Raw genomic sequence first — 26,123 nt, 5'->3', positions numbered from 1 at the left:
GCGTATAATCGTCGTGGTCTTGCCGTGCCCGGCGCATCCGAAGTGAAAGGTCCCCCGTGGAGATTCTCCAGATCATCCTCCAGGTAGTGCTTGGAATAACGAGCCTGCTGCTGACGTTCCTCATCTTGCTCCACAAAGGGCGTGGTGGCGGTCTGTCCGACATGTTCGGTGGCGGGATGGGGTCGAACCTCGGCGCCTCCGGCGTCGCAGAGCGCAACCTGAACCTCATCACAGTCCTGCTGGGAACCCTGTGGTTCGCCTGCATCGTTGTGCTCGGGCTCATCACCAAGTTCCAGTCGGGCGTCTAGGAAAGGTCATATATGGCACTCGGAGGAAACACCATTCGAGGGGCTCGCGTCGGCGCCGGCCCCATGGGCGAGCAGGATCACGGGCACCATGCGGAACGCGTTGCGATCTCGTACTGGGACGCGTTGGGCAACGAGACCGTCCGGTATTTCGCGGCGGATGTTCCCGACGAGGAGATTCCCGAGACGATCAGCTCGCCCACCTCAGGGCTCCCTGCCGGGCGTGACAAGGGGAATCCGCCGGCGGCACTGCGGAACGAGCCGTACAAGACACACCTGGCCTATGTGAAAGAGCGGCGGACGGATGAGGAAGCGGAGCAGCTCCTTCAAGACGCTCTGACGCAGCTTCGCGAACGCCGCGGAACCGCCTGAGGCGCGTCAGACCTGATACCAACGGCTCGGGCCCCGCACATCGTGTGCGGGGCCCGAGCCGTTCTCTATCCGAGACGCTCAGTAAGACTGCGCGATCAGGTTCTCAGGCACCTCGGCGGCCGCCTCTTCGTCAACGAAGAACACGGTGCGGCGGCGTCCCTTGATTCCCGCGATGGGCACTTCGGAGTACGCGGCACCGGCCAGCGCCAGCCCGAGGGATGATGCCTTCTCGGCACCGGCGATCTCGACCCAGATCCTCTGGGACGAGTTGAGCGCGGGACGCGTGAGCGTCAGACGCTCTGCGGGCGGCTTCGGAGAATCCGTGACCGGCAGCACCGTGGCCTCCTTCTCGAGCACCTGCGGGTGGTCGGGGAAGAGAGAAGCTGTGTGCCCATCGGGTCCCACACCCAGAAAAGTGATGTCGAAGCGGGGGAGTGCCGAATCACCGTCGGCGTTCTCACGCAGTTCTGCCGCGTAGGTGGCTGCCGCCGCTTCCAGCTCACCGTCGTCGTCTGAGGACGGCATCGGATGGATGTTGGACTCGGGGAGCGCAATGTGGTCGAGAAGCGCGGTCCGCGCCTTCGCATCGTTGCGGTCGTCGTGCCCGCGCGGCACGAAGCGCTCGTCGCCCCACCAGAAGTGCACGCGACCCCAATCAACCGTGTCGCGTGCGGGGTTCGCATTGATCTGCGTCAGCACGTCGAGAGCGACACGTCCGCCTTCGAGGACGATATTCACGCGATCCTGTTCGTCCAGGAGATCGACGACCTTCGTCAGAAACCTCGCCGCAATCGAGGCGGCAAGTGCGGGCTTGTCTGCGTGAATCAGCACGCGTCGTTCGTTGGTCACAGGGTTCCCTCCGCGGACTTCACCGACGTGCCCTCGAGCACGGCGACTTCTCTCGTTAACACGTCACCATACAGAACGTCGGGGTCCAGCCTCCGGAGCTCTTCCGCCAGGCAGTCGCGGAGGTTTCGTCGTGGAAGTGCGATATCCTGCACCGGCTGGCCCGGAATCGTCAGGGTCGCGATATTGGACAGCGGCCGCTCGAGTGAGAACGTCCCCGATGCGCGAGTCATCTCCACACCGTGGATGCCTCCCGGGCCGGCGACCCCGCGAGTCAACTCGCAGGTGACGGGTACGTCGAGCTGCAGCTGCAACCACGCAGCCAGGAGCGTTGTCGACGGCGAGTCGGCAGCTCCCGTGACGTGGACGGCAGTGATCTGCTCGAAAGGCGGCTGGTCGAGAACAGCGGCAAGCTGCGCCCGCCAGAGCGTCAGACGTGTCCACGCGAAGTCGGTGTCACCGGGCGCGTATGATGCCGCGAGCTGCCGCAGAGCCTCGTGGGGGTCGGCGTGGGCCGACGCATCGGTGATCCGTCGCTGCGCGATCTGCCCGATCGGTGATTCGGACACATTGGTCGGGGTCTCTCCCGGCCACCATGCCACCACGGGCGCATCGGGCAGCAGGAGCGCGGTGACGAGGCTGACCTTGTTCTCTGAGGCTTCCCCATATGCTCGCAGGATGATCACTTCGCTCGCGCCGGCGTCGCCACCGACGCGAATCTGCGCGTCGATCCGGGTCTCGGAGTCGTCGTCCGGGCCGGCGAGCGAGATCACGATCACGCGCATGGGATGCTCGCGAGATGCGTCGTTCGCCGCCTCAATCGCTTCTTCCTCATCACCGCGATTCGCGATGATGATGAGAGTCAGCACCCGTCCCAGGGCGATGACGCCGCCCTCTTCGCGCAGCATTACGAGCCGCTTGGACACGGCACTCGTTGTCGTATCGGGAATGTCGATGATCATGGACGCCTCCAGCCACGGCCGTCTCGGGTGAGGAGCTCATCGGCCGACGCCGGCCCCCACGTCCCCGGTTCATACTGCTCAAGCGGGCCGCCCTGTTCGGCCCAGAACTCTTCAATCGGGTCGAGGATCTTCCATGAGAGCTCAACCTCCTCGTGGCGGGGAAACAGCGGCGGGTCGCCCAGCAGCACATCGAGGATCAGACGCTCGTATGCCTCCGGGCTGGCCTCGGTGAACGCGTGGCCGTAGCCGAAGTCCATCGTGACGTCGCGCACCTGCATTCCAGCGCCGGGCACCTTCGATCCGAAACGGATCGTGACGCCCTCGTCCGGCTGCACACGGATCACCAGCGCATTCTCACCGAGCTCGGCCGTCTGCGATTCTTCGAACAGGTACTGCGGAGCCCGTTTGAACACAACGGCGATCTCAGTGACCCGGCGGCCGAGCCGCTTGCCGGAGCGCAGGTAGAAGGGCACTCCGGCCCAGCGCCGTGTATTGATGAGAAGCTTCATCGCGGCATACGTCTCGGTGGTGGATTCCGGGTTCATGCCGTCCTCGTCGAGGAAGCCACGGACTCGTTCGCCACCCTGCCATCCACCGGCGTACTGCCCGCGGGCTGTCGCCGTTCTCAGGTCGTCGGGGAGCCGCACGGCGGCGAGCACCTTCTCTTTCTCCGCACGCAGGTCAGCGGCGTCGAACGATCCGGGCTCTTCCATCGCGGTGAGAGCGAGAAGCTGCAGCAGATGGTTCTGAATCACATCGCGGGCAGCGCCGATGCCGTCGTAGTAGCCGGCTCGACCGCCGACGCCGATGTCTTCGGCCATCGTGATCTGCACGTGGTCAACATAGTTGGCGTTCCACAGCGGCTCGAACAGCTGATTGGCAAAGCGCAGCGCCATGATGTTCTGCACTGTCTCTTTGCCCAAGTAGTGGTCGATCCGGAACACCGAATCGGCGGGGAACACCGACTCCACGACGTCGTTCAGCTCTCGAGCTGTCTCAAGATTGCTGCCGAACGGCTTCTCGATGACGACACGACGCCACTTTCCGTCACGTTCTTCCGCAAGACCAGAACGCTTGAGCTGCGACGTCACCTGGGGGAACGCCTTCGGCGGGATCGACAGGTAGAACGCATGGTTGCCCATCGTTCCCCTGGTGGTGTCGAGCTCGCTGATCGTCTCTCCGAGCCGTGCAAACGCCTCGTCGTCTCCGAACTCGCCGGAGACGAACCGGATGCCCTGAGACAGCTGCTCCCACACTTCCTCGCGGAAGGGCGTGCGTGCGTGGGCTTTCACAGCGTCATGAACGACGCGCGCGAAGTCCTGATCTTCCCAGTCACGTCGCGCAAAGCCGACGAGCGCGAACCCCGGGGGCAGCAGCCCCCGGTTCGCCAGATCGTAGACCGCGGGCATGAGCTTCTTCCGAGAAAGATCGCCCGTCACCCCGAAGATGATGAGGCCGCTCGGCCCCGCAATGCGGTTCAGCCTGCGATCGATGCTCAATCGAAGCGGGTTGAACTCTGGTGTGATGTCCACCGGTGACATTCGGCTCCTTGACAGCATCCGCCCGTGCGAATGCTGAGTCGTTGAGAGTTAGTTGATGGCCTCGAAGAGAGCGAGCGTGTCGTCCTGAGGGCTCGTCAGCTTGACGGAGAGCACGGGGCGGCCGTGCTCACGCAGAACCCCCGCGTCTCCCGCAGCCTGTGCCTCGATGAGCTGCCCGAACGTGAACGGACGGTCGGGGATCTCCAGGTCGGTCGATGCCTCTTCCGTGATCTGAAGGTACACACCCTGGGCAGGCCCGCCCTTGTGGTACTGGCCGGTTGAGTGCAGGAATCGCGGACCCCAGCCGAACGTCACCGGGCGCCCTGCCCGTGCGGCGAGCAGGCTGCGCAGGCCGTCGAGCTGCGGAAGGCTGAGTCGATCGACGTATGCCTGAATCGACACATAGCCGTCCTCCGGGATCGCTGCAACGAGCCGATCGATCGCCTCGCGCACGTTCGAAACGCCCTCGACGAGTGACTGGTCGCCTCGGACCTCGATGCCGCCTTCGGTGAATGCCGGTGACTGAGGTTCGGGCCGGTCATCGAGCAGACCACGCGCCGCCTCTTTGGCCGATTCGACGTCGGGCTGATCGAATGGGTTGATGCCGAGAATCCGACCGGCGACGGCAACGGCGTATTCCCAGACGATTAGCTGGGCGCCGAGGGAGCCGCTGACGAGGATCTCGCCCTCGTGGCGGTCCCGCGGGAAAAGGTGCAGCTCGTCGGCGTTGTCGACGAGGCGAACGATCTGCAGGTCATCTGGGGTGTTCTCCAGCTCTGGTGCCAGCGTCTCGAGGACGACCGGGAGGATCCCCGTGCCTTCCTTCCCCGTTGACTCCGCAATCAGCTGCTCAGCCCAGTCGGCGAACCCGACGATGTGCGTACCGTCAGCGACGATACCGAGCTTGTCTTTGCGAGGCGAGGTCGCCGAGATCGCGGCACCGAGGATCAGCCCCGGATTGCGTTCATCGTCGATGGCGAGCTCGGTGAGCACTTGGTCTGCTTCGTCGAGCAGCGCAGAGATGTCGACACCGGCGAGACCGGACGGCACCAAACCGAACGCCGTCAGGGCCGAGTAGCGACCGCCGACGTTCGGATCCGCGTTGAAGACGGTGAACCCGCCCTCGCGGGCGGCAGTGTCGAACGGCGAACCCGGGTCCGTGACGATAATGATCCGCTCTCGCGGGTCGATCCCAGCATCCTGAAACGCCTTCTCAAAGACGCGGCGCTGGCTGTCCGTCTCGACAGTCGACCCCGACTTCGACGACACCACGATAGCCGTGTTCTGTACGCCCGCGTCAAGAGCGGCGCGCACCTGCCCCGGAGCGGTCGAGTCGAGCACCGTGAGCTCGGCACCGAAGGTTTGGGTGATCACTTCGGGAGCGAGGGATGAGCCTCCCATGCCCGCCAGAATAATCCGATTGACACCGGCGGCAGCGAGCTTCTCGCGCAGTGCCACGATCTCGTCCACCAGCGGGCGCGAGACGGCAACGGCTTCAGTCCACCCCAGTCGCTTTGCAGACTCTGCTTCGGCCTGAGGGCCCCAGAGCGTGGGGTTCTGCTCGGTGATCCCCGAGGCGACGAGGTCTTTCACAAGCGTCGGGACGGCGGAGCGGACGGCGTCTTCCGCCGCCCCGCTCACATGGATCGCGATGCTCATCGCGCGGCCTCCATTGCGACCTTCACGTCGTCAACGAGTTCGTTCCACGACACGATGAACTTCTCGACGCCCTCCTTCTCAAGGACGAGTGTCACGTCGTCGTACGAGATTCCGACCGCCGCGATGGCATCGAGGACGCTGTTCGCGTCGTCATAGCTCGCGGTGACGGTGTCGCCGGTGACGACCCCGTGGTCGAACGTCGCCTCCAGCGTCTTCTCCGGCATCGTGTTGACCACGCCCGGAGCGACGAGCCCTGTCACGTACAGAGTGTCGGGGAGCGACGGGTCTTTGACACCCGTCGACGCCCAGAGCGGACGCTGCGGGTTCGCACCGGCGCTCGTCAGCGCCTTCGCGCGCTCAGACGAGAACTCCTGCTCGAACACCTGGTAGGCCAGCTGCGCGTTCGCGATACCCGCCTTGCCCTTGAGCGCCCGAGCATCATCCGTGCCGACGGCGTCGAGGCGCTTGTCGATCTCGGTGTCGACGCGTGACACGAAGAACGAGGCGACCGAGTGGATGCCGGACAGGTCGATCCCGGCCTCCCGTGCCTGCTCAAGGCCAGTCAGATATGCGTTGATGACTTCGCGGTAACGGGTGAGGCTGAAGATGAGCGTCACGTTGACGCTGATTCCCTTCGCCGTCGCGGCGGTGATCGCCTCGAGGCCCTCGACGGTCGCCGGGATCTTGATAAGTACGTTCGGACGCTGCAGTCGCTCCCACAGGGAGACGGCCTGGTCGATCGTGCCTTGTGCGTCGTGGGCGAGCCCCGGCTCAACCTCGATGGACACTCGGCCGTCGACCCCGTTCGTCTCATCAGAGATCGGTCGGAAGACGTCGGCGGCGTCCGCGACATCCTTCGTTGTCAGTTCGGCGATGACCTCGTCGACGTTCTTGCCCGCCGCGGTGAGCTCGCTCACCTGGGCTGCGTAGCGGTCGCCGTCTTTGATCGCCTTGGCGAAGATCGTCGGGTTCGTCGTGATGCCGACGACGTTGCGGTTCGAGATCAGATCCGTCAGGTTGCCGGTCTCGATGCGCTCGCGTGACAGGTCGTCGAGCCAGATGCTGACGCCGGCAGCGGAAAGCTGTGCCGTGGGTGTCTCAGTCATGATGATTTCTCCTCTGCCCGGCTCAGTTGGCGCCGAGCGTTTCCTTGGCGGCGTTCACAACGGCTTCGGCAGTGATGCCGAACTCGCGGAACAATGTCTTGTAGTCAGCCGATGCGCCGAAGTGCTCGATCGAAACTGAACGGCCCCGGTCGCCGACGATACCGCGCCAGGTCAGGTCCAGACCCGCCTCGACGGATACCCGTGCGGTGACGGATGCTGGAAGCACAGACTCGCGGTACTCGGGGGACTGCTCGTCGAACCATTCGAGCGACGGTGCGGCGACGACGCGTGCATTGACGCCCTCGGCGCGCAGCTGCTCTCGGGCCTCGACGGCAAGCTGCACTTCGGAGCCCGTGCCGATGAGGATGACGTCGGGCGTACCGCCCGGTGCCTCGGCGAGCACGTACGCTCCGCGTGTCACGTTGGACGCGGCGGCCAGCGTGTCTCCTGTTGCCTCGCCCTCACCGCGGTCGAAGACCGGCAGGTTCTGACGCGTCAGCGCGAGCCCGGTCGGTCCGTCGTGGCGCCGCAGGATCTCAAGCCATGCGTACGCCACCTCGTTGGCGTCGGACGGACGCACGACAGCGAGGTTCGGGATGGCCCGAAGCGTGGAGAGCTGCTCGATCGGCTGGTGCGTCGGGCCGTCTTCACCCAGCGCGACGGAGTCGTGCGTCCAGACGAAGATGCTGGGCACATTCATCAGAGCAGCGAGTCTCACGGACGGACGCTGGTAGTCGCTGAAGATCAGGAACGTTCCGCCGTACGCGCGCGTCGGTCCGTGCAGCACGATGCCGTTGAGGATCGCCGCCATGGCGTGCTCGCGGATGCCGAAGTGCAAGACGCGCCCGTAGGGGTTTCCCTGCCACGAGTCGGTCGAGTGCTCGGCCGGCACGAACGAGGCTGCGCCATCGATCGTCGTGTTGTTCGATCCGGCGAGGTCGGCAGAGCCACCCCACAGCTCGGGGAGCTCGGCACCGAGTGCTGTGAGCACCTTTCCGGATGCTGCGCGGGTCGAGACGTCTGTGCCCGCCTCGAAGCGGGGGAGCGCCTCAGCAATGTCCGCGGGGAGTTCCCCGGACAGCAGTCGATCGAGAAGAGCCTTGCGCTCGGGGTTCGCCGCGGCCCAGGCATCGAAGGCGCTCTGCCACTCGGCGCGCTGCTGAGCCCCGCGCTCACGTGCACCGCGCGTGTGCTCTATGACCTCATCCGACACATCGAAAGTCTTGTCCGGGTCGAAGCCGAGGACGTCCTTGAGTCCGGCAAGCTCCTCGCCACCGAGCTTGGCACCGTGAATGGCACCGGTGTCCTTCTTATTCGGCGCAGGCCAGCCGATGATGGTCTTCAAGACAATCAGCGTGGGCTTGCCGGTCTCAGCCTGCGCGGCCTCGATCGCGTCGTTCAGCTCTGAGACGTCTTCGACGTATTCACCCGACTTCTTCCAGTCGACGGTGAGCACCTGCCAGCCGTACGCCTCGTAGCGGGCGGCGACGTCCTCGGTGAACGCGATGTCTGTGTCATCTTCGATCGAGATCTGGTTGCTGTCATAGATCGCGATGAGGTTACCGAGCTGCTGATGCCCGGCGAGCGAGGATGCCTCGCTCGTAATGCCCTCTTGAAGGTCGCCGTCGCTGGCGATGACATACACATGATGATCGAACGGGCTCGTGCCTTCGGCAGCATCCGGATCGAACAGGCCACGCTCGTAGCGCGACGCGTAGGCGAAACCCACGGCGGATGAGAGTCCCTGTCCGAGCGGCCCCGTGGTGATCTCAACACCCTTGGTGTGGCCGTACTCCGGGTGCCCCGGCGTGAGGGAGCCCCACGTGCGCAGCGCCTTCAGATCGTCGAGTTCGAGTCCATCCCCGGCGAAATACAGCTGAATGTACTGCGTCAACGAGCTGTGCCCGGCAGAGAGGATGAACCTGTCGCGACCGAGCCACGCATCGTCGCTCGGGTCTCGGCGCATTACCTTCTGGAAGAGGAGGTAGGCCGCGGGCGCAAGGCTCATCGCGGTTCCCGGGTGGCCGTTTCCGACCTTCTCCACAGCATCCGCGGCGAGAACGCGCGCGGTGTCGACGGCCTTGTTGTCAATGGGATCCCATTGCAGTGCTGCCACGTTGTTTGACCCTTCTGGTTGTTCGTCCGGGCCTGACGGCCCGCCGAAGCGTTTACACGCACATTTGGCTACTTTGACAGGTCGCGGCCCCTCACTGGCACAGACTTTCGTGCAGGGGCGCCGCGAAGCTAGGCGAGCATCCCCAGTATAGAGATAGCCACCACCTCGTGCGCACATTCATGACAACGTGTGAACCGGAGCGAATGTTCCCCGGTCTCGGTGAGCTTTCACCCACCGTGGCCTAGAATCGAAGCATCCCCAGCAGTCGAGGAGCAATGGACGTCACCACCCCCACCCCGATCGCAGCACAGCCGATCGGCTTCCGGCGCAAGGCCGCCGCATATTTTTCTCTCACCAAACCCCGCGTGATGGAGCTTCTGCTCGTCACGACGGTTCCGGTGATGATCCTCGCCGCTGGCGGCATCCCGAATCTGTGGCTCGTCGCTGCCACGGTGATTGGCGGGGCCATGAGCGCCGGTTCGGCCGGGGCGTTCAACTGCTATATCGATCGCGACATCGACCGCCATATGAAGCGCACCGAGAATCGCCCGCTCGTGACCGGGGAGCTCAGCCCGCGCGAAGCGCTCGTGTTCTCATGGACGCTCGCCGTATTGTCGACGGTGTGGCTCGCCCTCACGACGAATCTTCTCGCCGCTGGCCTCTCGGTCGCCGCAATCTTCTTCTACGTCTGCGTCTACACCCTGTGGCTGAAGCGTCGGACCGAGCAGAACATCATCTGGGGCGGAATCGCCGGATGCTTTCCCGTCTTGATCGGCTGGTCGAGCGTCACGGGGTCGCTCAGCGCGGAGGCCTGGATTCTCTTCGCCGTCGTGTTCCTGTGGACGCCGCCGCATTACTGGCCGCTGTCGATGAAGTACCGCTCCGATTACAAAGAGGTCGGCGTACCGATGCTCGCCGTCGTCCGCGGACGCGCCGTCGTCGGGCTGCAGACCATTCTGTACGCCTGGGCGACTGTCGTCTGCTCGCTTCTGCTGATTCCCCTCGCACCCATGGGCATCACGTACTCGGCTATCGCCATCGTCGCCGGGGGCTGGTTCATCTACGAGACGCACCGCCTGTACAACTTGGCGATCCGTGACGAGGACGCCTCGCCGATGCGCGTGTTCCACGGCTCGATCACGTACCTGTCGCTGCTGTTCCTCGCCGTGGGGATCGACCCGCTCCTGCCGTTCTGACGCACCGCAGGCCGGGATGATTGCGCGAGAGCGCGGTCAGCGCGCGAGTTCCTGCTCGGCCAGTTTCACCGGGCGCTTCATGAAGTAAAGCACCGCCGACATCAGCGCCGCGAGTACGCAGGCGAGCACCATGTGAGTCCCCACAAGTGCTTCCGGGAGACCGAGGCGCGACTGAGTAATGCCGATGAGGATCTGCACGCCCTGCACGACGACCAGCCAGGTCAGCCAGGTTCGCGGCGAGCGGATCCCGCGCGTCCAGGCGGCGAGGGCAAGCACAACGGTGAGAGCCAGCATCACGTATGCCGGCCAGGAATGCACGTGTTGCATGACCTCGGGCGGGAGATCGTTGCGTGCGGCACCCTGGTCTCCGGCGTGGGGCCCTGACCCGGTTGTCAGGATCCCGATGATCACCGAGATTGCGACGAAGAACGCCGCAACGTGTGCGAGGCGCGCGAACCACGCGGGCACCACACGCTCTCGCGGCCCCGGCTCGGACGTCACGCGCATCACCAGCACCGCGCCGAGCACGACGAGAACGACGCTCAGCACGAAGTGCAGCCCGACGACGTAGGGGTTGAGTCCGGTGAGGACCGTGATGCCGCCGATGCCGGCCTGGAAGAGCACGCTGCACGCGGGGATCAACGCCAGGACGAACAGGTCGCGACGCTGCGCGCGGTAGCGGATGACGCAGAGGAGTGCGAAGATCGCGATGATCTGCAGAACGAAGAAGAGCGTTCGGTTCCCAAACTCGATGATCCCGTGAATCCCCATCTCCGGCGTAGAGATGAACGATTCGGGCGTGCACTTCGGCCAGGTCGGGCAGCCCAATCCGGATGCTGTCAGACGCACAGCGCCTCCGGTACCCACGAGCACGGTCTGGAAGATCAGGTTGAGCCATGCCGCAACAACCACCCGGCGGTCACCGGCGCTGCTGGGCAGCCAGTGCCAGAGTCGAATGAGCACATTGTCCTTCTGCGTCTGACGAGTTTCGGGGTGGCGTCCTGACGACACACGACTCACTGCGGGATCCTTCTCTCATACGCGTCGGGGAGGCCCCGGCTTCATGTCGACTGAATACCTCACATTTTCGTCGACACAACCTGTAGAATTGCATTGTTCAAGTAATCATTGCGAGAGCCACTCGTCATGAGGGCAGATTCGAATGGTCTCGAACAATTGTAGGTTCACGCAGACGCGGACCACATTCCTCGCATTCAGCTTTCCCGAGTGCGCAGGACAAGCCGTGAACAGAGATCCTGTTTCTTAGCGGTTCTAGAGAGGTAGATATGTCAGATGTTCTGATCGACCGCCCGGAACTCGAAAGCCTTGGTGTTTACGAGTTCGGCTGGAGCGATTCGGACGATGCCGGTTCTTCGGCCCGCCGTGGCCTGAACACCGATGTCGTCACCGACATCTCGCGGCTCAAGAATGAGCCCGAGTGGATGCTGAAACGCCGACTCAAGGCGCTCAAGCTCTTCGATCGCAAACCAATGCCCTCGTGGGGTGCCGACCTCTCAGAGATCGACTTCGAGAACATCAAGTACTTCGTGCGCTCCACGGAGAAGCAGGCCCAGTCATGGGAGGACCTCCCCGAGGACATCCGCAACACGTACGAACGGCTCGGGATCCCTGAGGCCGAGCGCTCCCGCCTCGTCGCCGGAGTCGCTGCCCAGTATGAGTCCGAGGTCGTGTATCACCAGATCCGCGAGGACCTCGAGAGCCAGGGCGTCATCTTCATGGACACCGACACGGCGCTTCGCGAGCACCCCGAGTTCTTCGAGGAGTACTACGGCACCGTCATTCCCGCCGGCGATAACAAGTTTGCCGCTCTGAACACGTCAGTATGGTCAGGCGGATCGTTCGTCTACGTGCCCCCGGGTGTGCACGTCGACATCCCGCTGCAGGCCTATTTCCGGATCAACACCGAGAACATGGGACAGTTCGAGCGCACGCTGATCATCGCGGATGAGGGCAGCTACGTCCACTACATCGAGGGCTGCACGGCCCCGATCTACAAGAGCGACTCGCTGCACTCGGCTGTCGTCGAGATCATCGTGAAGAAGAACGCACGCGTTCGCTACACCACGATCCAGAACTGGTCGAATAACGTCTACAACCTCGTGACGAAGCGCGCGATGGCCGAAGAAGGCGCCACCATGGAATGGGTCGACGGCAACATCGGCTCCAAGGTGACGATGAAGTACCCGTCGATCTACCTCACCGGCGAGCACGCCAAGGGCGAGACGCTCTCCGTCGCATTCGCCGGCCCCGGTCAGCACCAGGATGCCGGCGCGAAGATGATCCACATGGCGCCGTACACGCAGTCCTCGATCACGTCGAAGTCGATTGCACGCGGCGGCGGCCGAGCCGGCTACCGCGGCGAAGTGCGTGTCGACCCCTCGGCACACCACTCGTCGAACTCGGTGGTCTGTGACGCGTTGCTCGTTGACACGATCTCGCGATCCGACACGTATCCGGCGATCGACATCCGCGTCGACGATGTGCAACTCGGCCACGAAGCTACCGTGTCGAAGGTCAGCGAGGAGCAGCTGTTCTATCTGATGAGCCGTGGGCTCGAAGAGACTGAGGCCATGGCCATGATCGTGCGCGGGTTCATCGAGCCCATCGCTCGAGAGCTTCCCATGGAATACGCTCTCGAACTCAACAAGCTCATCGAGATGGGCATGGAAGGATCCGTCGGCTAACAATGACTGTCACAGACACCTCAGCATCACAAAACAAGGCAGGGCAGCACGGATTCAGAGAGCACACGGACGGCGGATGGGGGCTCGTCCCTCTGCAGACCCGCTCTGAACGCCCACGGTCGACGAACGTCGAAGACTTCTCGAACCTCACCGGCCGCGAGGCCGAATGGCGTTACACACCCGTGGAACGGCTCACGGCGCTCAGCGACGGAGACCTCGACGGTAGCCCGTACGCGGTCTCGGTGACCGATGCCGACGGCGTGACCGCCGAGTGGATCGCCATGGGCGACCCGCGCATCGGCAGTGCAGCGCTGCCCGAAGAGCGGCCCGCGGCGAACGCCTGGTCACAGACCGAGAAGGCGTACGCCATCACCATTACGGGTGAAGAACCGAAGACGATCACCGTCGAGCGCGACGCGCTCGGCGCGAACGCGCGCGGTGCCCACACGGTGATCACCGCCAAGCCGAACAGCCAGGCACTCCTGATTCTCAAGAGCTCCGGCGACGCGCATCTGACCGAGAACGTCGAGATTGTCGTGGAAGAGGGCGCCCGGCTCACGGTCGTCAGTGTGCAGTGGTGGAGCGACACCGCCACGCACCTCGCCTCGCATTTCGCCCGGATCGGTCGAGACGCCACGCTGAAGCACGTGCTCGTCACCCTGGGTGGAAGTCTCGTGCGTGTGAACCCCTCGCTGCATCTTGCCGGTCAAGGATCCAACGTCGAGTCGCTCGGCTTGTACTACGCCGACACGGGTCAGCACCTTGAGCATCAGGTGTACGTCCACCACGATGCGCCGTACTCCCGCAGCCGCGTCAATTACAAGGGCGCGTTGCAGGGTGAAGGAGCTCACACGGTGTGGATCGGCGATGTCCTCATCGGACCGGACGCCACGGGAACCGACAGCTACGAGCAGAACCGCAACCTCGTTCTGACCGATGGCACCCGCGCCGACTCCGTTCCCAACCTCGAGATCGAGACAGGAGACATCGCCGGAGCAGGCCACGCCAGCGCGACGGGCCGTTTCGACGACGAGCAGCTGTTCTACCTTCAGGCTCGCGGGATCACCGAAGAGGAGGCTCGTCGACTTGTCGTGCGGGGATTCCTCACGGAGATCATCCAGCAGATCGGCGACGCCGACCTGCAGGCCAGCCTTGAAACAGCCGTCGAGGACGAGCTCGCCACAACGAGCCTCACGGGAGACGCACGCTAACGTGGCATCTGTCAAAGCTTGCGAACTCAGTGAACTGACCGTCGACGAGGCGAAACGCTGCGTGCTTGACGGTGTCCCGATTGCTGTCGTGCTCGACTCATCAGGCGATGTGCACGCGATCGGCGACACCTGCACCCACGGCGATATCTCGCTGTCAGAGGGCTTCGTCGAAGACGGAACCCTGGAGTGCTGGGCGCACGGTTCACAGTTCTCACTCACCACGGGAAAGCCTCTGACGCTTCCGGCCTACGAGCCCGTCCCCGTGTACCCCGTCGAGATCATCGACGGCTCCATCTTCATAGACCCGAACGTAACGAAAGAGATTTAGCCCATGTCAGTCATCGAGATCCGCGACCTGCACGTCAGCGTCGATACCGATCAGGGAAACAAGCCCATCCTCAAGGGCGTCGACCTCACCATCAAGAGCGATGAGACCCACGCCATCATGGGGCCGAACGGCTCAGGCAAGTCGACTCTTGCCTATACAATCGCCGGCCACCCCAAGTACACCGTCGACTCGGGCACCATCACGCTCGACGGAGAAGATATTCTCGCGATGTCCGTCGACGAGCGCGCACGCGCGGGCCTGTTCCTCGCCATGCAGTACCCGGTCGAGATCCCCGGCGTCACCGTCACCAACTTCCTGCGCACCGCGAAGACAGCGCTCGACGGAGAAGCACCGGCAATCCGTGGCTGGATGAAAGACATGAAGACGTCGATGGAGAACCTCCGCATGGACCCCAGCTTTGCCGCGCGCAATGTGAACGAGGGATTCTCCGGCGGTGAGAAGAAGCGCAACGAGATTCTCCAGCTCGAACTGCTCAAGCCGGCCTTCGCGGTTCTCGACGAGACGGACTCCGGTCTCGACGTCGACGCGCTGCGTGTGGTCTCGGAAGGCGTGAATCGTGCGAAGAGCAACACCGGCCTCGGTGTGCTGCTCATCACGCACTACACGCGCATCCTGCGCTACATCAAGCCCGATTTCGTGCACGTGTTCGTTGACGGACGCGTTGCCGAAGAGGGTGGCCCCGAACTGGCAGAGCGTCTTGAAGATGAAGGCTATGATCGCTTCTTGACAGAAACCGCCGTATCATAACGGTATGGTCACAACGCTCAATCCTCAGAAGTTCGACGAGGTCGAAGAGGCCCTGAAGGACGTCATGGATCCCGAGCTCGGGGTCAACATTGTCGACCTCGGCCTGATTTACGATCTCGGATGGGATGACGAAACGGATTCCCTGATCATCCATATGACGCTGACGAGCGCCGGCTGTCCGCTGACGGACGTCATCGAGCAGCAGGTTGCCGAGTCTCTCAGCGACGTTGTCGATGCGTTCCGCATCAACTGGGTGTGGATGCCGCCATGGGGTCCCGAACGGATCACAGACGATGGTCGTGACATGATGCGGGCCCTCGGCTTCGCCATCTGAACGACATACACCACGTCATGGCTCGGCTCCAGCAAGGGAGCCGAGCCATGACGCTGTCCACCACTACTCTCACCCGGTCCCTCCGGGAGAACGGAATCCCTCGTGCTGAACGTCCAGGATCTCGAGATCCGCGTCGGAGCGCGCGTGCTGATGCAGAATGTCAGCTTTCGCGTGCAGCCCGGCGATAAGATCGGCCTCGTCGGCCGCAACGGCGCGGGAAAGACAACGCTCACCAAGGTTCTCGCTGGCGATCTGCTCGCCAACGAAGGCACCGTCGAACGGTCGGGGGAGCTCGGCTACCTTCCCCAAGACCCGCGGTCAGGAGACCCGGAAGAAACGGCGCGCACCCGCATTCTGAATGCGCGCGGCATCGGCGACCTCGTCGATGGCATGCGGCGCGCAACCGAGGCGATGGCCAGCACGGACGCCGCCGCAAGTGACGCCGCCATGAAAAAGTACTCTCGCCTCGAGGAGCGATTCAACGTTCTCGGCGGGTACGCGGCCGAAGCCGAGGCTGCGTCGATCGCCAGCAATCTGAACCTGCCCGACCGCATCCTCGACCAGCAATTGAAGACGCTCTCGGGCGGCCAGCGCCGTCGCATCGAGCTGGCCCGCATTCTCTTCTCGGATGCTGAGACGATGATCCTCGATGAGCCGACGAACCACCTCGACGCCGATTCCATCGTCTGGCTGCGGGAGTTTCTGCGCAGCTACAACGGCGGATTCATCGTGATCAGCCACGACGTCGATATCGTCGGGGAAACCGTCAACCGTGTGTTCTACCTGGATGCCAATCGCACGACGATCGACATCTACAACATGAACTGGAAGAACTACCAGCGCCAGCGCGAAGCTGACCAGGAGCGTCGCAAGAAGGAGCGCGCCAACGCCGAGAAGAAGGCATCGGCTCTGCAGCAGCAGGCAGCAAAGTTCGGGGCTAAGGCGTCGAAGGCCGCCGCCGCGCATCAGATGGTGGCGCGCGCCGAAAAAATGCTCTCCGGCCTGGAAGAGGTGCGTCAGGCAGACCGCGTGGCCAAACTGCGTTTCCCGAAGCCAGCGGCATGCGGGCGAACGCCGCTCATGGGCAAGGGACTCAGCAAGAGCTATGGGTCGCTCGAAGTGTTCAGCGCCGTCGACCTCGCGATCGACCGCGGCTCACGCGTCGTCATTCTCGGGCTCAACGGTGCGGGAAAGACCACGATGCTCCGTGTTCTCGCGGGAGTGGACGAACCGGACACGGGCGTGATCGAGGCTGGGCATGGTCTGCGCGTCGGTTACTACGCGCAGGAGCACGAGACGATCGACGTGTCACGCAGTGTGCTGCAGAACATGATGTCTGCCTCTCCGCACTTGACAGAGACCGAAGGGCGCCGTGTTCTGGGTTCCTTCCTGTTCACCGGCGACGACGTGCTCAAGCCTGCCGGGGTGCTCTCGGGCGGGGAGAAGACACGTCTGGCCCTCGCGATGATCGTCGTCTCGGGAGCCAACGTTCTGCTCCTCGATGAGCCGACGAACAACCTCGACCCGGCCAGCCGTGCCGAGATCCTCGACGCCCTCGCGCACTATGAGGGGTCGGTCATTCTCGTCAGCCACGACGAGGGAGCCGTCGAGGCGCTCAGCCCCGAACGCGTCCTCATCATGCCCGACGGCGTTGAAGACTTGTGGACGAAGGACTACGCCGAGCTCGTCTCGCTGGCGTGAGCCTCAGCGGACGCTGTCGAGAAGCTCGTCTTCGACGTCAGCATCCGTCCGCTTTTCGCGGCGCTTGCGCTCACGGCGCTCCTCGGACTCGCGCACACGCGGGTCGTCAGCGTTGCGCAGCCGGTATTCCTGCCGGATGGCGTAGCCGAGGAAGGCGAATGCCAGCAGTGCGAAGATCACCCACTGAATCGCGTACGACAGGTGCATTCCCTCGTTAACCTCAGGCTGGAACGCCGCCAGGGGTCTGGCGTCGGATGGCTCCGGGCTCTCGGAGACCAGCAGACCGTATGCTCCGGTGTAGCTGTCGCCGCCGACCCGTGAGGCGAGGTCCGGCAGGTGGATCGTCGCGATCTGGTCACCGCTCGCTGACCGCCCGGGGAGTTCCGGCTCGCCCGGCTTCACTCGGGCGACGACCGTGACGGTGCCGTCTGGGGGAGCGGGGATGCTGTCGGGGTGGTCCTGCTCGTTGCCGGTGGGGACCCACCCGCGGTCCACCATGAAGATCGCACCGGAGTCGAGCCGGAGAGGCGTGATGACCTCGAATCCCGGCTTGCCCGATCGCGGCCGGTTGCGCACCAACACTTGGTCATCGACGAGGTATTCGCCCGTCATGCTCACCGGCTGATATTCATGCGAATCGTCGAAGGTCGTGCGATCCGGAACGATCTCGTCGAGCGGGACCGGATCTGCACTCCAGTTCCTGTCGACGAGCGCTTGAATCTGCTCCTTCTCATGCAGTCTGCTGACCTGCCAGTTCGAGAGGAACCCGCACACGACGGCAAACACGATGGCGACTGCGAGGTACCCGCCCCAACGCCAGCTGAATGCAAAGGACCAGTGCCTCGTCATTGCTCGTCGTCCTCGCTGAACGCGCGCACGGCGACGGGGAAGCTGCGTGCCTCAAGAAAATCGCGCAGGTAGTCGACATGCTCATCACAGGCGAGCCAGATCTTCTCGCGGTCGGCCGAGTGAATGCGCGGATTGCGCCAGCCGATCAGCCAGCTCGCGGTCTCCCGGCACCCGGCGCGCGAGCATTCTCGAGCGCCTGGCTCGGCGCCAATTCCGATCACGATGCCTCGTGCTGGTCGTGTCCTTGAGCGCCGCTGCTCGGGTCGTCCACCTCGGGTTCGCGGGCAACGATCACGCCGCCTGGGCGTTCCACGGCCGCGGACGTCCTTGTCGGCGTATTCGCAATGACGACGGCGATGTAGGGAAGAGCGATCGCCCCGATCGCGAAGACGAGAAGCCACCAGCCATGAGCGAAGAGCATGAGAACGATGCAGACCATACGAATCCCCATCGCCACCGAGTACTTGACGACTCGGCGGTGTCGCTCCTCTTCGGGAGTCATCCCAAGGGTAGTGATCGAGGCGTTCTTCATCTCTTCCAGACTACGTCTTTTGTATGCTCGTAACCTGATACTTCGCTTTCTCGTTTTCCGGATTGGATACCCATGACAACTCAGCGCACCGTTCTCGTCACCGGCGGCAACCGAGGCATTGGATACGCCATTGCCGAGCAGTTCGTCGCCGAAGGGCACCGCGTCGCTGTCACCGCGCGGTCGGGCAACGGTCCGGAGGGGACACTGACCGTCCGTGCCGACGTGACCGACAGTGCCAGCATCGATGCCGCATATACGGAGGTTGAGGAGAAGCTCGGCCCCGTCGAGGTTGTCGTGGCGAACGCGGGGATCACCCGGGATACCCTCATGATGCGCATGAGCGATGAGGACTTCGATGACGTCGTCGACACCAACCTCGGCGGCACGTTCCGCGTCGTCAAACGGGCATCCAAGGGAATGTTGAAGGGCCGTTTTGGTCGCATTGTGATGATTTCGAGTGTCGTCGGCCTGCTGGGTTCTGCCGGCCAGATCAACTATGCGTCGTCAAAGGCCGGCCTGGTCGGCATGGCGCGCTCCATCACCCGTGAACTCGGCGCACGCGGGATCACCGCGAACGTGGTCGCTCCGGGGTTCATCCAGACGGACATGACCGCCGAGCTGCCGGAGGACACACAGGCCGAGTACAAGAAGCGCATCCCTGCGGGACGGTTTGCCCAGGTGGACGAGGTGGCGCGAGTCGTGACGTGGATCGCGGGCGATGACGCCGCGTACATCTCAGGAGCGGTGATCCCGGTCGACGGCGGGCTCGGAATGGGGCACTGACCTTTATCAGCCGCGGAGCCCCAGCAGGGGGAGCACGTCGCTGAGATCCACGCGCTCACACGCGACGTCGGCGGCTTCGCGGACGGCGGGTTTCGCATTGAACGCGACGCTGAGTCCCGCAACGGCCATCATCCGGAGGTCGTTGGCGCCATCGCCGATCGCCACCGTGCGGGCGAGGGGAACCTCGCCGGCGGCCGCCCAGGCGCGCAGAGCCGTCGCCTTCGCCTCGGCGTCGACGATGTCTCCGTCGACGAGTCCGGTGAGCGTGCCGTCCGCGATCTGCAGTCGGTTGGCGCGCCACGCATCGACACCGAGGTCGGCGGCGACTGTGTCGAGGATCTCGTGGAAGCCTCCCGAGACGACACCCACGGCACCTCCTGCCGCATGGACACCGGCGATCAGCTGCTCCGCCCCCGGCGTCGGGCGCACCCGACTCACCACGCGGGGAAACACAGATTCCGGTACGCCCTCAAGCGTGGCGACGCGCTCACGCAGGCTCTCAGCAAAATCAAGTTCGCCGCGCATGGCTCGTTCCGTGACGGCGGCGACTCGGTCCGTCGATCCCGCCTCGTCGGCAAGCAGCTCGATCGCCTCATCCTGAATCAGCGTGGAATCGGCGTCGAGGACGACGAGGAATCGGGCGGGCGAAGCGAGTTCTCGCGGCATGGTGACGGTGTTCTCCTTGGGATGGTGACAGCTGGTCACTTTTGATCATGGCACGACACGTCGTTCGTCGTGCACTCGGGGCGGGAACAGGCTCCCACGACCGTTAGGCTGGAGATATGTCGACGGTTCTTGATTTCACCGGTGTCACTGTCGTTCGCAATGGCACAGCCATACTCGACGGTGTCGACTGGACAGTGGACGATGCGGAGCGGTGGGTCATCCTTGGCCCTAACGGAGCAGGCAAGACCACGCTTCTCCAGCTCGCATCAACCCTCATGTACCCGACACGCGGTCAGGTGTCGATCCTCGACGAGAAGCTCGGCTCGGTCGATGTCTTCGAACTGCGCCCGCGGATCGGCTTTGCATCCAGCGCGATGGCCAAGCGAATCCCGTTTGACGAGACCGTGCTCAACGTCGTCATGACGGCCGCGTACTCCGTCACCGGCCGCTGGAACGAAGCATATGAACAGCTCGATGAGAAGCGCGCACACCGCGTGCTTGCCGAGTGGAAGCTCGATGAGCTCGCCGACCGCCGTTTCGGGACGCTCAGCGATGGCGAGCAGAAGCGCGCGCAGATCGCCCGCGGGGTCATGACGGACCCCGAGATGCTGCTGCTCGACGAACCCGCCGCCAGCCTCGATCTGGGTGCCCGCGAGGAGCTTTTGGCGCTTCTCAGCGGCTATGCGCAAGCGGCAGACGCGCCCGCGATCGTGATGGTCACTCACCACGTCGAGGAGATCCCGACGGGCATTACACACGCGCTCCTGCTGCGCGAGGGTCGCATTGTTGCGGCTGGCCCGCTCGCCGAGGCCCTGACGTCTCAGACCTTGACGGAGACGTTCGGAATGCCCATCGAGCTGACCAACACTGACGGCCGGTTCGCGGCGCGTGCGCGATAAGCCACGCCAGAATCTGATAAAGTAGGTCGTTGGCGCAAGCCCTGGACTTCTCTGTCTGCGTTTTTCTCGCGGCAGACGAGCAATTGATCTCTGTACGACGAAGGAATTCTTATGAAGACTGCCATTCACCCCGAGTACGCACCGGTCGTATTCCGCGACCTCTCATCGGGCGCGACGTTCCTCACGCGTTCGACAGTGTCGAGCGACAAGACCATCGAACTCGACGGTGAGACGTACCCGGTCATCGACGTTGAGATCTCGTCCGAGTCGCACCCGTTCTACACGGGCAAGCAGCGCATCCTCGACTCGGCCGGCCGTGTCGAGAAGTTCAACCAGCGCTTCAAGAACTTCGGCAAGTAAGCCACATCACAATGGCCCGGCTCCCTCGTGGAGCCGGGCCATTGTGCTGTGCGGACGAACAATTCGCGCATCAACGACTCGTGAGACCGCGACACGCGGCCACCGGGAGCACTGGTTGAAGGCACGCCCTGTCGCACGCATCGGCCCTGGCGCACCAGCTTCGAGCAGGCCGGGTCGTACCCAGCTGACGTGCATGCTCGGGTCACACGCGTACGGGCCAGTCCCCAGAGGCCACGAAGTCGGTGCGCCCGCGCTTAGTGCGCATATATGTCTGAAAGCTCAGCGCCTGGGCTTCGCACCAGCCGATCTGCATGTCGTGAAGCTCATCTGCGGCGATGGCGAGCGCCTGAGGGTACGCACGAGCAATCGCCTGCGCCACACGGCCTGCCGCGACAGCATCCGACGCCGCCTCGTGCGCGTCACGCAGTTCGACCCCGTAATGGGCAGACACGACGTCAAGCGTGCGCTTGCCCTTGCGATAGCGGTCGACCGCCTTGTCGATCACGAGCGGGTCGATGACCGGTCTCGGGTCGTCAAGGGGCGCAACGCCGTGCCGGAGCGCTTCGTGCCGCAGAAGGCTCAGGTCGTAGGGAGCGTTATAGATGACGATCGGGGCACCGGTCGCCAGGATCTCGCGCAGCGCGGCGACGATCTCGCTCACGACCTCGGCAGCGGGGCGCCCCAACGACCGCGCGTGCTCCGTCGTGATGCCGTGGACGCGTGCCGCCTGCTCGGGAATCGGCACACCCGGGTCGGCGAGCCAATCGGTTCGAGAGACGACATTGCCGTCGGTATCGAGCAGGCTGACGTTCGCACTGACGATGCGACTCGTCGCCACATCGATTCCTGTTGTCTCCAGATCGAACACGCCGACCGACTCTGACCAATGACCCTTATTCATAGACACGCTCATACCTTACGACTCACGGCTGACGCTCGACACACAGCGCTGTCAGTGCTCGATCTCACCAGCATCCGCCGATGTCACCTGCAGCCAGTAGAAGCTCTGCGTTCCGATCGTCAGCGTCAGGGTGCCGTCGTCGTCAACGCTCGGGAACTCGGCGCCACCGAAGACATCGCGCAGCCGGCATCCGGCCAGCTCGGGCAGATCGAGCGTCGTTGACACGGCGTAATGCGCGAAGCTGAAGACGCACAGCACCCGCTCGTGATGCTCACCACCCGGAACCGTTGTGCCCGCGAACTCGCGCACGAATGCCAGAACCGACGCGTGCGTGGACGGCACAATCGCCATGCTGCCGAGTCCGAACGCCGCGTGGCTCTTGCGCACATGAATCACGTTGCGGATCCAGTGCAGCAGCGACCGGGACTGCGCCAGCTGAGATTCGACATTGACGAGCGTGTAGTTGTACACGAGCGAACGCACAACGGGCAGGTACAGTTTGCCCGGGTCGGCGCTCGAGAACCCGGAGTTGCGGTCGGGAGTCCACTGCATGGGAGTGCGGGACGAATCGCGGTCGGGCAGCCAGATGTTGTCGCCCATGCCGATCTCGTCGCCGTAGTACAGGAACGGACTTCCGGGCAGGGCGAAGAGCAGCGCGTGCGTCAGCTCGAGTTCCGCCCGGGAATTGTCCAGCAGCGGGGCGAGACGGCGGCGGATGCCCACATTCGCGCGCATGCGCGGGTCGTACGCGTACCATCCGTACATCGCCTGGCGGTATTCTTCGCTCACCATCTCGAGCGTCAGCTCATCATGGTTTCTCAAGAAGACGCCCCATCCCGCCCATTCGGGGATCTCCGTCGTCTCGGAGAGCACCCGGACGAGTTCTTCGGCGTTCTGCGAGCGCAGCGCGTAGAAGATCCGCGGCATGGCGGGGAAGTCGAAGGCCATGTGGCATTCGGGCTCTTCGTCGGTGCCGAAGAATGCCGCGACCTCGCGTGGCCACTGATTCGCCTCGGCCAGCATGATCCGCCCGGGGTATTCGGCATCGACGAGGGCTCGGAGGCGGCGAATGAACGCGTGCGTCTCAGGCTCACCCTCGCCGTTGCCCTCGTCTGACTCGTAGAGGTAGGGAATCGCATCGAGCCGGAAGCCGTCAACGCCGAGATCCAGCCAGAACCGCACGATGTCGAACATCGCCTCGTGAACCTCGGGGTTTCCGTAGTTCAGGTCAGGCTGATGTGAGAAGAAGCGGTGAAAGAAGTACTGGCGCCGCTCTGAGTCGAACGCCCAGTTGGAGTCTTCGTTGTCGGTGAAGATGATCCGGATGTCCGGCCACTTCTCGTCCGTGTCGCTCCACACGTAGAAGTCTCCGTACGGGCCCTTGGGATCCGCCCGGGACTGCTGAAACCATTCGTGCTGGTCGGAGGTGTGGTTGAGCGGCAGATCGATGATGATGCGCATGTTGCGCTCATGTGCCTTCGTCACGAGCTCGGAGAACTCATCGATCGTGCCGAATTCGGGAAGGATCGACCGGTAATCGGCGACGTCGTAGCCGCCGTCGCGAAGAGGCGAGTCGAAGAACGGCGGAATCCACAGCGCATCGATGCCGAGCCACTGCAGATAGTCAAGTTTTGAGATGAGGCCGGCCAGATCTCCCGTTCCATCGCCGTTGCTGTCGACGAAGGATCGCACGATGACCTCGTAGAACACCGCTTTGCGGTGCCAGAGCGGGTCTCTGGCAAGTCCAGGGAGTTGAATCGGGGCTGTGAACGTCACGAAGGGAACCCTCTCAAGCATCGGCACGGGCGTGATGTCCTAGCGATTCTAGAGCCACTCAACAGGGAATCTGGGCAGGATCACCCTAAACTGGAACACTGATGCCGAAGACCTCTCCATATGCAGCCCAGCTCCAGCGGATTCCCGTGCAGTCGGGCGCGATCGATGTGCGGGGAACCCGCACCCGATACTGGGAGTACGGTGACGCGGATGCTGGTCTCACACTGGTCTTCGTCCATGGCTTCCGGGGCGACCATCACGGTCTTGAGCCGGTCGCTGCCCACCTGCCCGGAATGCGCATCATCGCACCGGATCTGCCCGGTTTCGGCGAGTCGGCGCGCTTTTCCGACGCGCCCCATGACGTCGAGCACTATGCACAGTGGCTCATCGACTTCACGCACGCGCGTGGTCTTGACGACAGAATCGTCATCGTCGGCCATTCGTTCGGATCGATTATTGTCTCGGCCGCCGTCGCCGCCGGGCTCGACACCCAGCGGGTCATCCTCATCAACCCGATCGCTGCGCCGGCGCTCGCGGGGCCCCGCGGCATCCTGACTCGCCTTGCGGTCGCGTATTACCGCGCAAGCGCCGTGCTTCCCGCCCCTGTCGGCTTCGCCCTGCTGCGCAACCGAGTCATCGTCCGTGTCATGAGCGAGACAATGGCGAAGACTCGCGATGCGCGGCTGCGAAGCTGGATTCACTCGCAGCACGACGCCTATTTCAGCGCTTTCACCGATCGCGGCGTCGTTCTTGAAGCGTTCCGGGCGTCAGTGAGCACCGACGTCAGCGAGGTCGCGGCGGGCATCACTCAGCCCGTGCTTCTCATTGCTTCCGATCGCGACGATCTCACTCCGATCGCCGCGCAGCAGCGCCTCGCCTCACTGTTCGACGACGCGACGCTGCGGGTCATCCCCAACGTCGGGCATCTGATCCATTACGAGGCACCGGCCGATGCTGCACGGTATATTCAGGAGTTCCTAGGGAAGGGAGGCCTGTGAGGCTCGTCGTCGACTGTCGCGTCGTGACGCCGCGCGCCGATGATCCCGTCAGCACGGCGACGCGTGGGCTTGTTGGCGCGCTCGGTTCTGCGCATCCGCTCACGATGCTGATCAGCGACCATCAGCAGCTTCAGACGCTCCCTGACCTTCCTTGGCAGCTGCTGCGGGCCCTCGACGACCCGCGCGACATCCTCACACCAGTCGGGCTCGGCGAGGCGGGCGTCGATCTGCTGTTCTCGCCTGTGCCGGTGTGGAGCACTCTCGGTCGGCGATACGGACTCGTCGTGGGTTCATCCGCGCCACAGGGACGCGATGCCTATGCGGGGCTCGGAGGTCGGATGCTGCGCCCGCTGCGACCGATCTTCCATCGGCTGTTGCAGCGAGGGGCGGATGCTGTTGTTGCCGTCGCCGGCGCCGGGCAACGTGAGGCTGTCACGGCGACGCGCCCCGGTCAGCAGATTCTGCGGCTCGATCCCGACGACGTGCTGAGCCCGAACGCCGCGCAGTGGTCGGAACAGGCGGACCAGCTGATGGCGCTGTTCTACGAGGTGCATCGGGAACGCCGCTCCCGGGCGCGCGCCGACGATCAGCGCTGAGGAAGCGTGGCGGGCGGAAGATCCCGATCTGCCTCGATTGCTCGCAGTCTGATGAGCGAAAGCTCACCGTCTGTCCAATCGAAGTCATGGTACGAGCCGTTGGCGATCACCTGACCCGCTGTCGGCTGCTCGCCGTCAGTCGCGTGACGGACGACCGAACCGATCACACCGCCGTGTGACACGGCGAGGATGCGCCCCGGCTCGGCATGCTCAAGCCCGGCGAGGGCACTCAGCACACGTTGGATGACGGCATCACGCGTCTCAAGCCCAGGCACGACAGTGTCGCCCGGAAACGACGCCTGCCGTTCGTCAAACGTCATGCCTTCCATGGCGCCGTGTGCGCGCTCTTCGAGCCCGGCGACGACCGTGGGCTCGGGGAGGCCCACACAGGCGGCGATGATGCTTGCCGTCTCGAGGGCGCGGCTGAGGTGGCTCGACACGATCCCGTCCCAGGCCGTCTGCGCCAGTTCACGGCCGGCGCGTTCCGCCTGCTGTCGTCCCGTGTCATTCAGCGGAATGTCTGTGAGGCCCTGGATGCGTCGTTCGAGGTTCCAGTCCGTCTGGCCGTGCCTGACGAAGGTGATCTGGGTCACGTGCGTGCCCTTTCTGCAGC

At 64.0% G+C, this 26,123-nt stretch carries 28 protein-coding genes; 14 read left to right on the top strand and 14 right to left on the bottom strand.

The annotated features are described in order from the left end of the window. Window positions 1-56 precede the first annotated feature (56 nt). Together secG and OK352_RS14625 are read left to right on the top strand one after the other, a co-directional pair. On the top strand, window positions 57-308 hold the full coding sequence (gene secG, locus OK352_RS14630) for a preprotein translocase subunit SecG (protein ID WP_265142246.1): 252 nt from the start codon (window positions 57-59) through the stop codon (window positions 306-308). Window positions 309-320: 12 nt separating this feature from the next. Beyond that, complete coding sequence (locus tag OK352_RS14625) at window positions 321-677, top strand: RNA polymerase-binding protein RbpA (protein ID WP_265142245.1); 357 nt, start codon at window positions 321-323, stop codon at window positions 675-677. Window positions 678-755: 78 nt separating this feature from the next. Here OK352_RS14625 and pgl read toward each other — a convergent pair whose 3' ends face one another. Genes pgl through tkt form a run of 6 tightly spaced genes read right to left on the bottom strand, consistent with a single transcriptional unit; the run spans window position 756 to window position 8,907 of the window. Next, window positions 756-1,526: a 6-phosphogluconolactonase gene (gene pgl, locus OK352_RS14620; RefSeq protein WP_265142244.1), complete on the bottom strand. Its 771-nt coding sequence runs from the start codon at window positions 1,524-1,526 to the stop codon at window positions 756-758. Then, window positions 1,523-2,485 carry a glucose-6-phosphate dehydrogenase assembly protein OpcA gene (locus tag OK352_RS14615; RefSeq protein WP_265142243.1) on the bottom strand — a complete coding sequence of 321 codons (963 nt, stop codon included), beginning with the start codon at window positions 2,483-2,485 and terminating at the stop codon, window positions 1,523-1,525. The genes pgl and OK352_RS14615 overlap by 4 nt, the downstream gene beginning before the upstream one ends. Continuing rightward, complete coding sequence (gene zwf, locus OK352_RS14610) at window positions 2,482-4,026, bottom strand: glucose-6-phosphate dehydrogenase (RefSeq protein WP_265142242.1); 1,545 nt, start codon at window positions 4,024-4,026, stop codon at window positions 2,482-2,484. The genes OK352_RS14615 and zwf overlap by 4 nt, the downstream gene beginning before the upstream one ends. Before the next feature lie 48 nt (window positions 4,027-4,074). Beyond that, complete coding sequence (locus OK352_RS14605; RefSeq protein WP_265142241.1) at window positions 4,075-5,685, bottom strand: glucose-6-phosphate isomerase; 1,611 nt, start codon at window positions 5,683-5,685, stop codon at window positions 4,075-4,077. Then, window positions 5,682-6,791, bottom strand: a complete 1,110-nt coding sequence (gene tal, locus OK352_RS14600; protein WP_265142240.1) for a transaldolase — start codon at window positions 6,789-6,791, stop codon at window positions 5,682-5,684. Before tal ends, OK352_RS14605 begins: the two co-directional genes overlap by 4 nt. 22 nt (window positions 6,792-6,813) lie before the next feature. Further along, the gene (tkt, locus tag OK352_RS14595; RefSeq protein WP_265142239.1) at window positions 6,814-8,907 is read right to left on the bottom strand and encodes a transketolase; all 2,094 of its coding nucleotides are present in this window, start codon (window positions 8,905-8,907) and stop codon (window positions 6,814-6,816) included. Between the two features lie 275 nt (window positions 8,908-9,182). Here tkt and OK352_RS14590 point away from each other — a divergent pair, with 275 nt between their 5' ends. Next, the gene (locus OK352_RS14590) at window positions 9,183-10,103 is read left to right on the top strand and encodes a heme o synthase (RefSeq protein WP_265142238.1); all 921 of its coding nucleotides are present in this window, start codon (window positions 9,183-9,185) and stop codon (window positions 10,101-10,103) included. Window positions 10,104-10,139: 36 nt separating this feature from the next. On the opposite strand, the gene OK352_RS14585 is transcribed toward OK352_RS14590, so the two are convergent. Next, a complete protein-coding gene (locus tag OK352_RS14585) occupies window positions 10,140-11,123 on the bottom strand; it encodes a COX15/CtaA family protein (protein WP_265142237.1) in 984 nt (327 codons plus the stop codon). A 266-nt stretch (window positions 11,124-11,389) separates the two neighbouring features. Between OK352_RS14585 and sufB the strand changes: the two genes are divergently transcribed. From sufB to OK352_RS14555, 6 genes are all read left to right on the top strand, one after another. Beyond that, complete coding sequence (gene sufB / locus OK352_RS14580) at window positions 11,390-12,808, top strand: Fe-S cluster assembly protein SufB (RefSeq protein ID WP_265142236.1); 1,419 nt, start codon at window positions 11,390-11,392, stop codon at window positions 12,806-12,808. Between the two features lie 2 nt (window positions 12,809-12,810). After that, complete coding sequence (sufD, locus tag OK352_RS14575) at window positions 12,811-14,019, top strand: Fe-S cluster assembly protein SufD (RefSeq protein WP_265142235.1); 1,209 nt, start codon at window positions 12,811-12,813, stop codon at window positions 14,017-14,019. A 1-nt stretch (window position 14,020) separates the two neighbouring features. Next, window positions 14,021-14,347, top strand: coding sequence for a non-heme iron oxygenase ferredoxin subunit (locus OK352_RS14570; RefSeq protein WP_265142234.1), 327 nt, complete (start codon window positions 14,021-14,023; stop codon window positions 14,345-14,347). 3 nt (window positions 14,348-14,350) lie between these two features. Beyond that, window positions 14,351-15,115 (top strand): Fe-S cluster assembly ATPase SufC, encoded by a 765-nt coding sequence (gene sufC / locus OK352_RS14565; protein ID WP_265142233.1) that lies wholly within the window; start codon window positions 14,351-14,353, stop codon window positions 15,113-15,115. 4 nt (window positions 15,116-15,119) lie between these two features. After that, window positions 15,120-15,449, top strand: coding sequence for a metal-sulfur cluster assembly factor (locus OK352_RS14560; protein ID WP_265142232.1), 330 nt, complete (start codon window positions 15,120-15,122; stop codon window positions 15,447-15,449). Window positions 15,450-15,551: 102 nt separating this feature from the next. Beyond that, entirely contained in the window at window positions 15,552-17,150 is a 1,599-nt protein-coding gene (locus tag OK352_RS14555; protein WP_265142231.1) for an ABC-F family ATP-binding cassette domain-containing protein, read from the top strand. Between the two features lie 3 nt (window positions 17,151-17,153). Here OK352_RS14555 and OK352_RS14550 read toward each other — a convergent pair whose 3' ends face one another. Genes OK352_RS14550 through OK352_RS14540 form a run of 3 tightly spaced genes read right to left on the bottom strand, consistent with a single transcriptional unit; the run spans window position 17,154 to window position 18,531 of the window. After that, complete coding sequence (locus OK352_RS14550; protein ID WP_265142230.1) at window positions 17,154-17,999, bottom strand: SURF1 family cytochrome oxidase biogenesis protein; 846 nt, start codon at window positions 17,997-17,999, stop codon at window positions 17,154-17,156. Continuing rightward, a complete protein-coding gene (locus tag OK352_RS14545) occupies window positions 17,996-18,220 on the bottom strand; it encodes a hypothetical protein (protein ID WP_265142229.1) in 225 nt (74 codons plus the stop codon). Before OK352_RS14545 ends, OK352_RS14550 begins: the two co-directional genes overlap by 4 nt. After that, window positions 18,217-18,531 carry a DUF3099 domain-containing protein gene (locus OK352_RS14540; protein WP_265142228.1) on the bottom strand — a complete coding sequence of 105 codons (315 nt, stop codon included), beginning with the start codon at window positions 18,529-18,531 and terminating at the stop codon, window positions 18,217-18,219. Before OK352_RS14540 ends, OK352_RS14545 begins: the two co-directional genes overlap by 4 nt. A gap of 72 nt (window positions 18,532-18,603) precedes the next feature. Here OK352_RS14540 and fabG point away from each other — a divergent pair, with 72 nt between their 5' ends. Beyond that, window positions 18,604-19,314, top strand: coding sequence for a 3-oxoacyl-ACP reductase FabG (fabG, locus tag OK352_RS14535; protein WP_265142227.1), 711 nt, complete (start codon window positions 18,604-18,606; stop codon window positions 19,312-19,314). Window positions 19,315-19,320: 6 nt separating this feature from the next. On the opposite strand, the gene serB is transcribed toward fabG, so the two are convergent. Then, the gene (serB, locus tag OK352_RS14530; protein WP_265142226.1) at window positions 19,321-19,980 is read right to left on the bottom strand and encodes a phosphoserine phosphatase SerB; all 660 of its coding nucleotides are present in this window, start codon (window positions 19,978-19,980) and stop codon (window positions 19,321-19,323) included. A gap of 116 nt (window positions 19,981-20,096) precedes the next feature. Between serB and OK352_RS14525 the strand changes: the two genes are divergently transcribed. Both OK352_RS14525 and OK352_RS14520 read left to right on the top strand, forming a co-directional pair. After that, window positions 20,097-20,879: an ABC transporter ATP-binding protein gene (locus OK352_RS14525; RefSeq protein ID WP_265142225.1), complete on the top strand. Its 783-nt coding sequence runs from the start codon at window positions 20,097-20,099 to the stop codon at window positions 20,877-20,879. A gap of 111 nt (window positions 20,880-20,990) precedes the next feature. Continuing rightward, window positions 20,991-21,239 (top strand): type B 50S ribosomal protein L31, encoded by a 249-nt coding sequence (locus OK352_RS14520; protein WP_265142224.1) that lies wholly within the window; start codon window positions 20,991-20,993, stop codon window positions 21,237-21,239. A 202-nt stretch (window positions 21,240-21,441) separates the two neighbouring features. On the opposite strand, the gene OK352_RS14515 is transcribed toward OK352_RS14520, so the two are convergent. Next, window positions 21,442-22,140, bottom strand: a complete 699-nt coding sequence (locus OK352_RS14515; protein ID WP_306387809.1) for a 3'-5' exonuclease — start codon at window positions 22,138-22,140, stop codon at window positions 21,442-21,444. 51 nt (window positions 22,141-22,191) lie between these two features. Next, the gene (treS, locus tag OK352_RS14510) at window positions 22,192-23,916 is read right to left on the bottom strand and encodes a maltose alpha-D-glucosyltransferase (RefSeq protein WP_265142222.1); all 1,725 of its coding nucleotides are present in this window, start codon (window positions 23,914-23,916) and stop codon (window positions 22,192-22,194) included. A 101-nt stretch (window positions 23,917-24,017) separates the two neighbouring features. Here treS and OK352_RS14505 point away from each other — a divergent pair, with 101 nt between their 5' ends. Together OK352_RS14505 and OK352_RS14500 are read left to right on the top strand one after the other, a co-directional pair. Then, a complete protein-coding gene (locus tag OK352_RS14505) occupies window positions 24,018-24,914 on the top strand; it encodes an alpha/beta fold hydrolase (RefSeq protein WP_265142221.1) in 897 nt (298 codons plus the stop codon). Further along, entirely contained in the window at window positions 24,911-25,510 is a 600-nt protein-coding gene (locus OK352_RS14500) for a hypothetical protein (RefSeq protein WP_265142220.1), read from the top strand. The genes OK352_RS14505 and OK352_RS14500 overlap by 4 nt, the downstream gene beginning before the upstream one ends. Here the strand turns inward: OK352_RS14500 and OK352_RS14495 are convergent. Then, window positions 25,501-26,103, bottom strand: coding sequence for a histidine phosphatase family protein (locus OK352_RS14495; RefSeq protein WP_265142219.1), 603 nt, complete (start codon window positions 26,101-26,103; stop codon window positions 25,501-25,503). The genes OK352_RS14500 and OK352_RS14495 overlap by 10 nt on opposite strands. Between the last annotated feature and the right edge of the window lie 20 nt (window positions 26,104-26,123).

The organism is Microbacterium sp. MPKO10 (genome assembly GCF_026107415.2).
Classification (GTDB): Bacteria; Actinomycetota; Actinomycetes; order Actinomycetales; family Microbacteriaceae; genus Paramicrobacterium.
The sequence above is the reverse complement of the archived record's forward strand: the minus strand, read 5'-3'. Positions and strand labels throughout refer to the sequence as shown.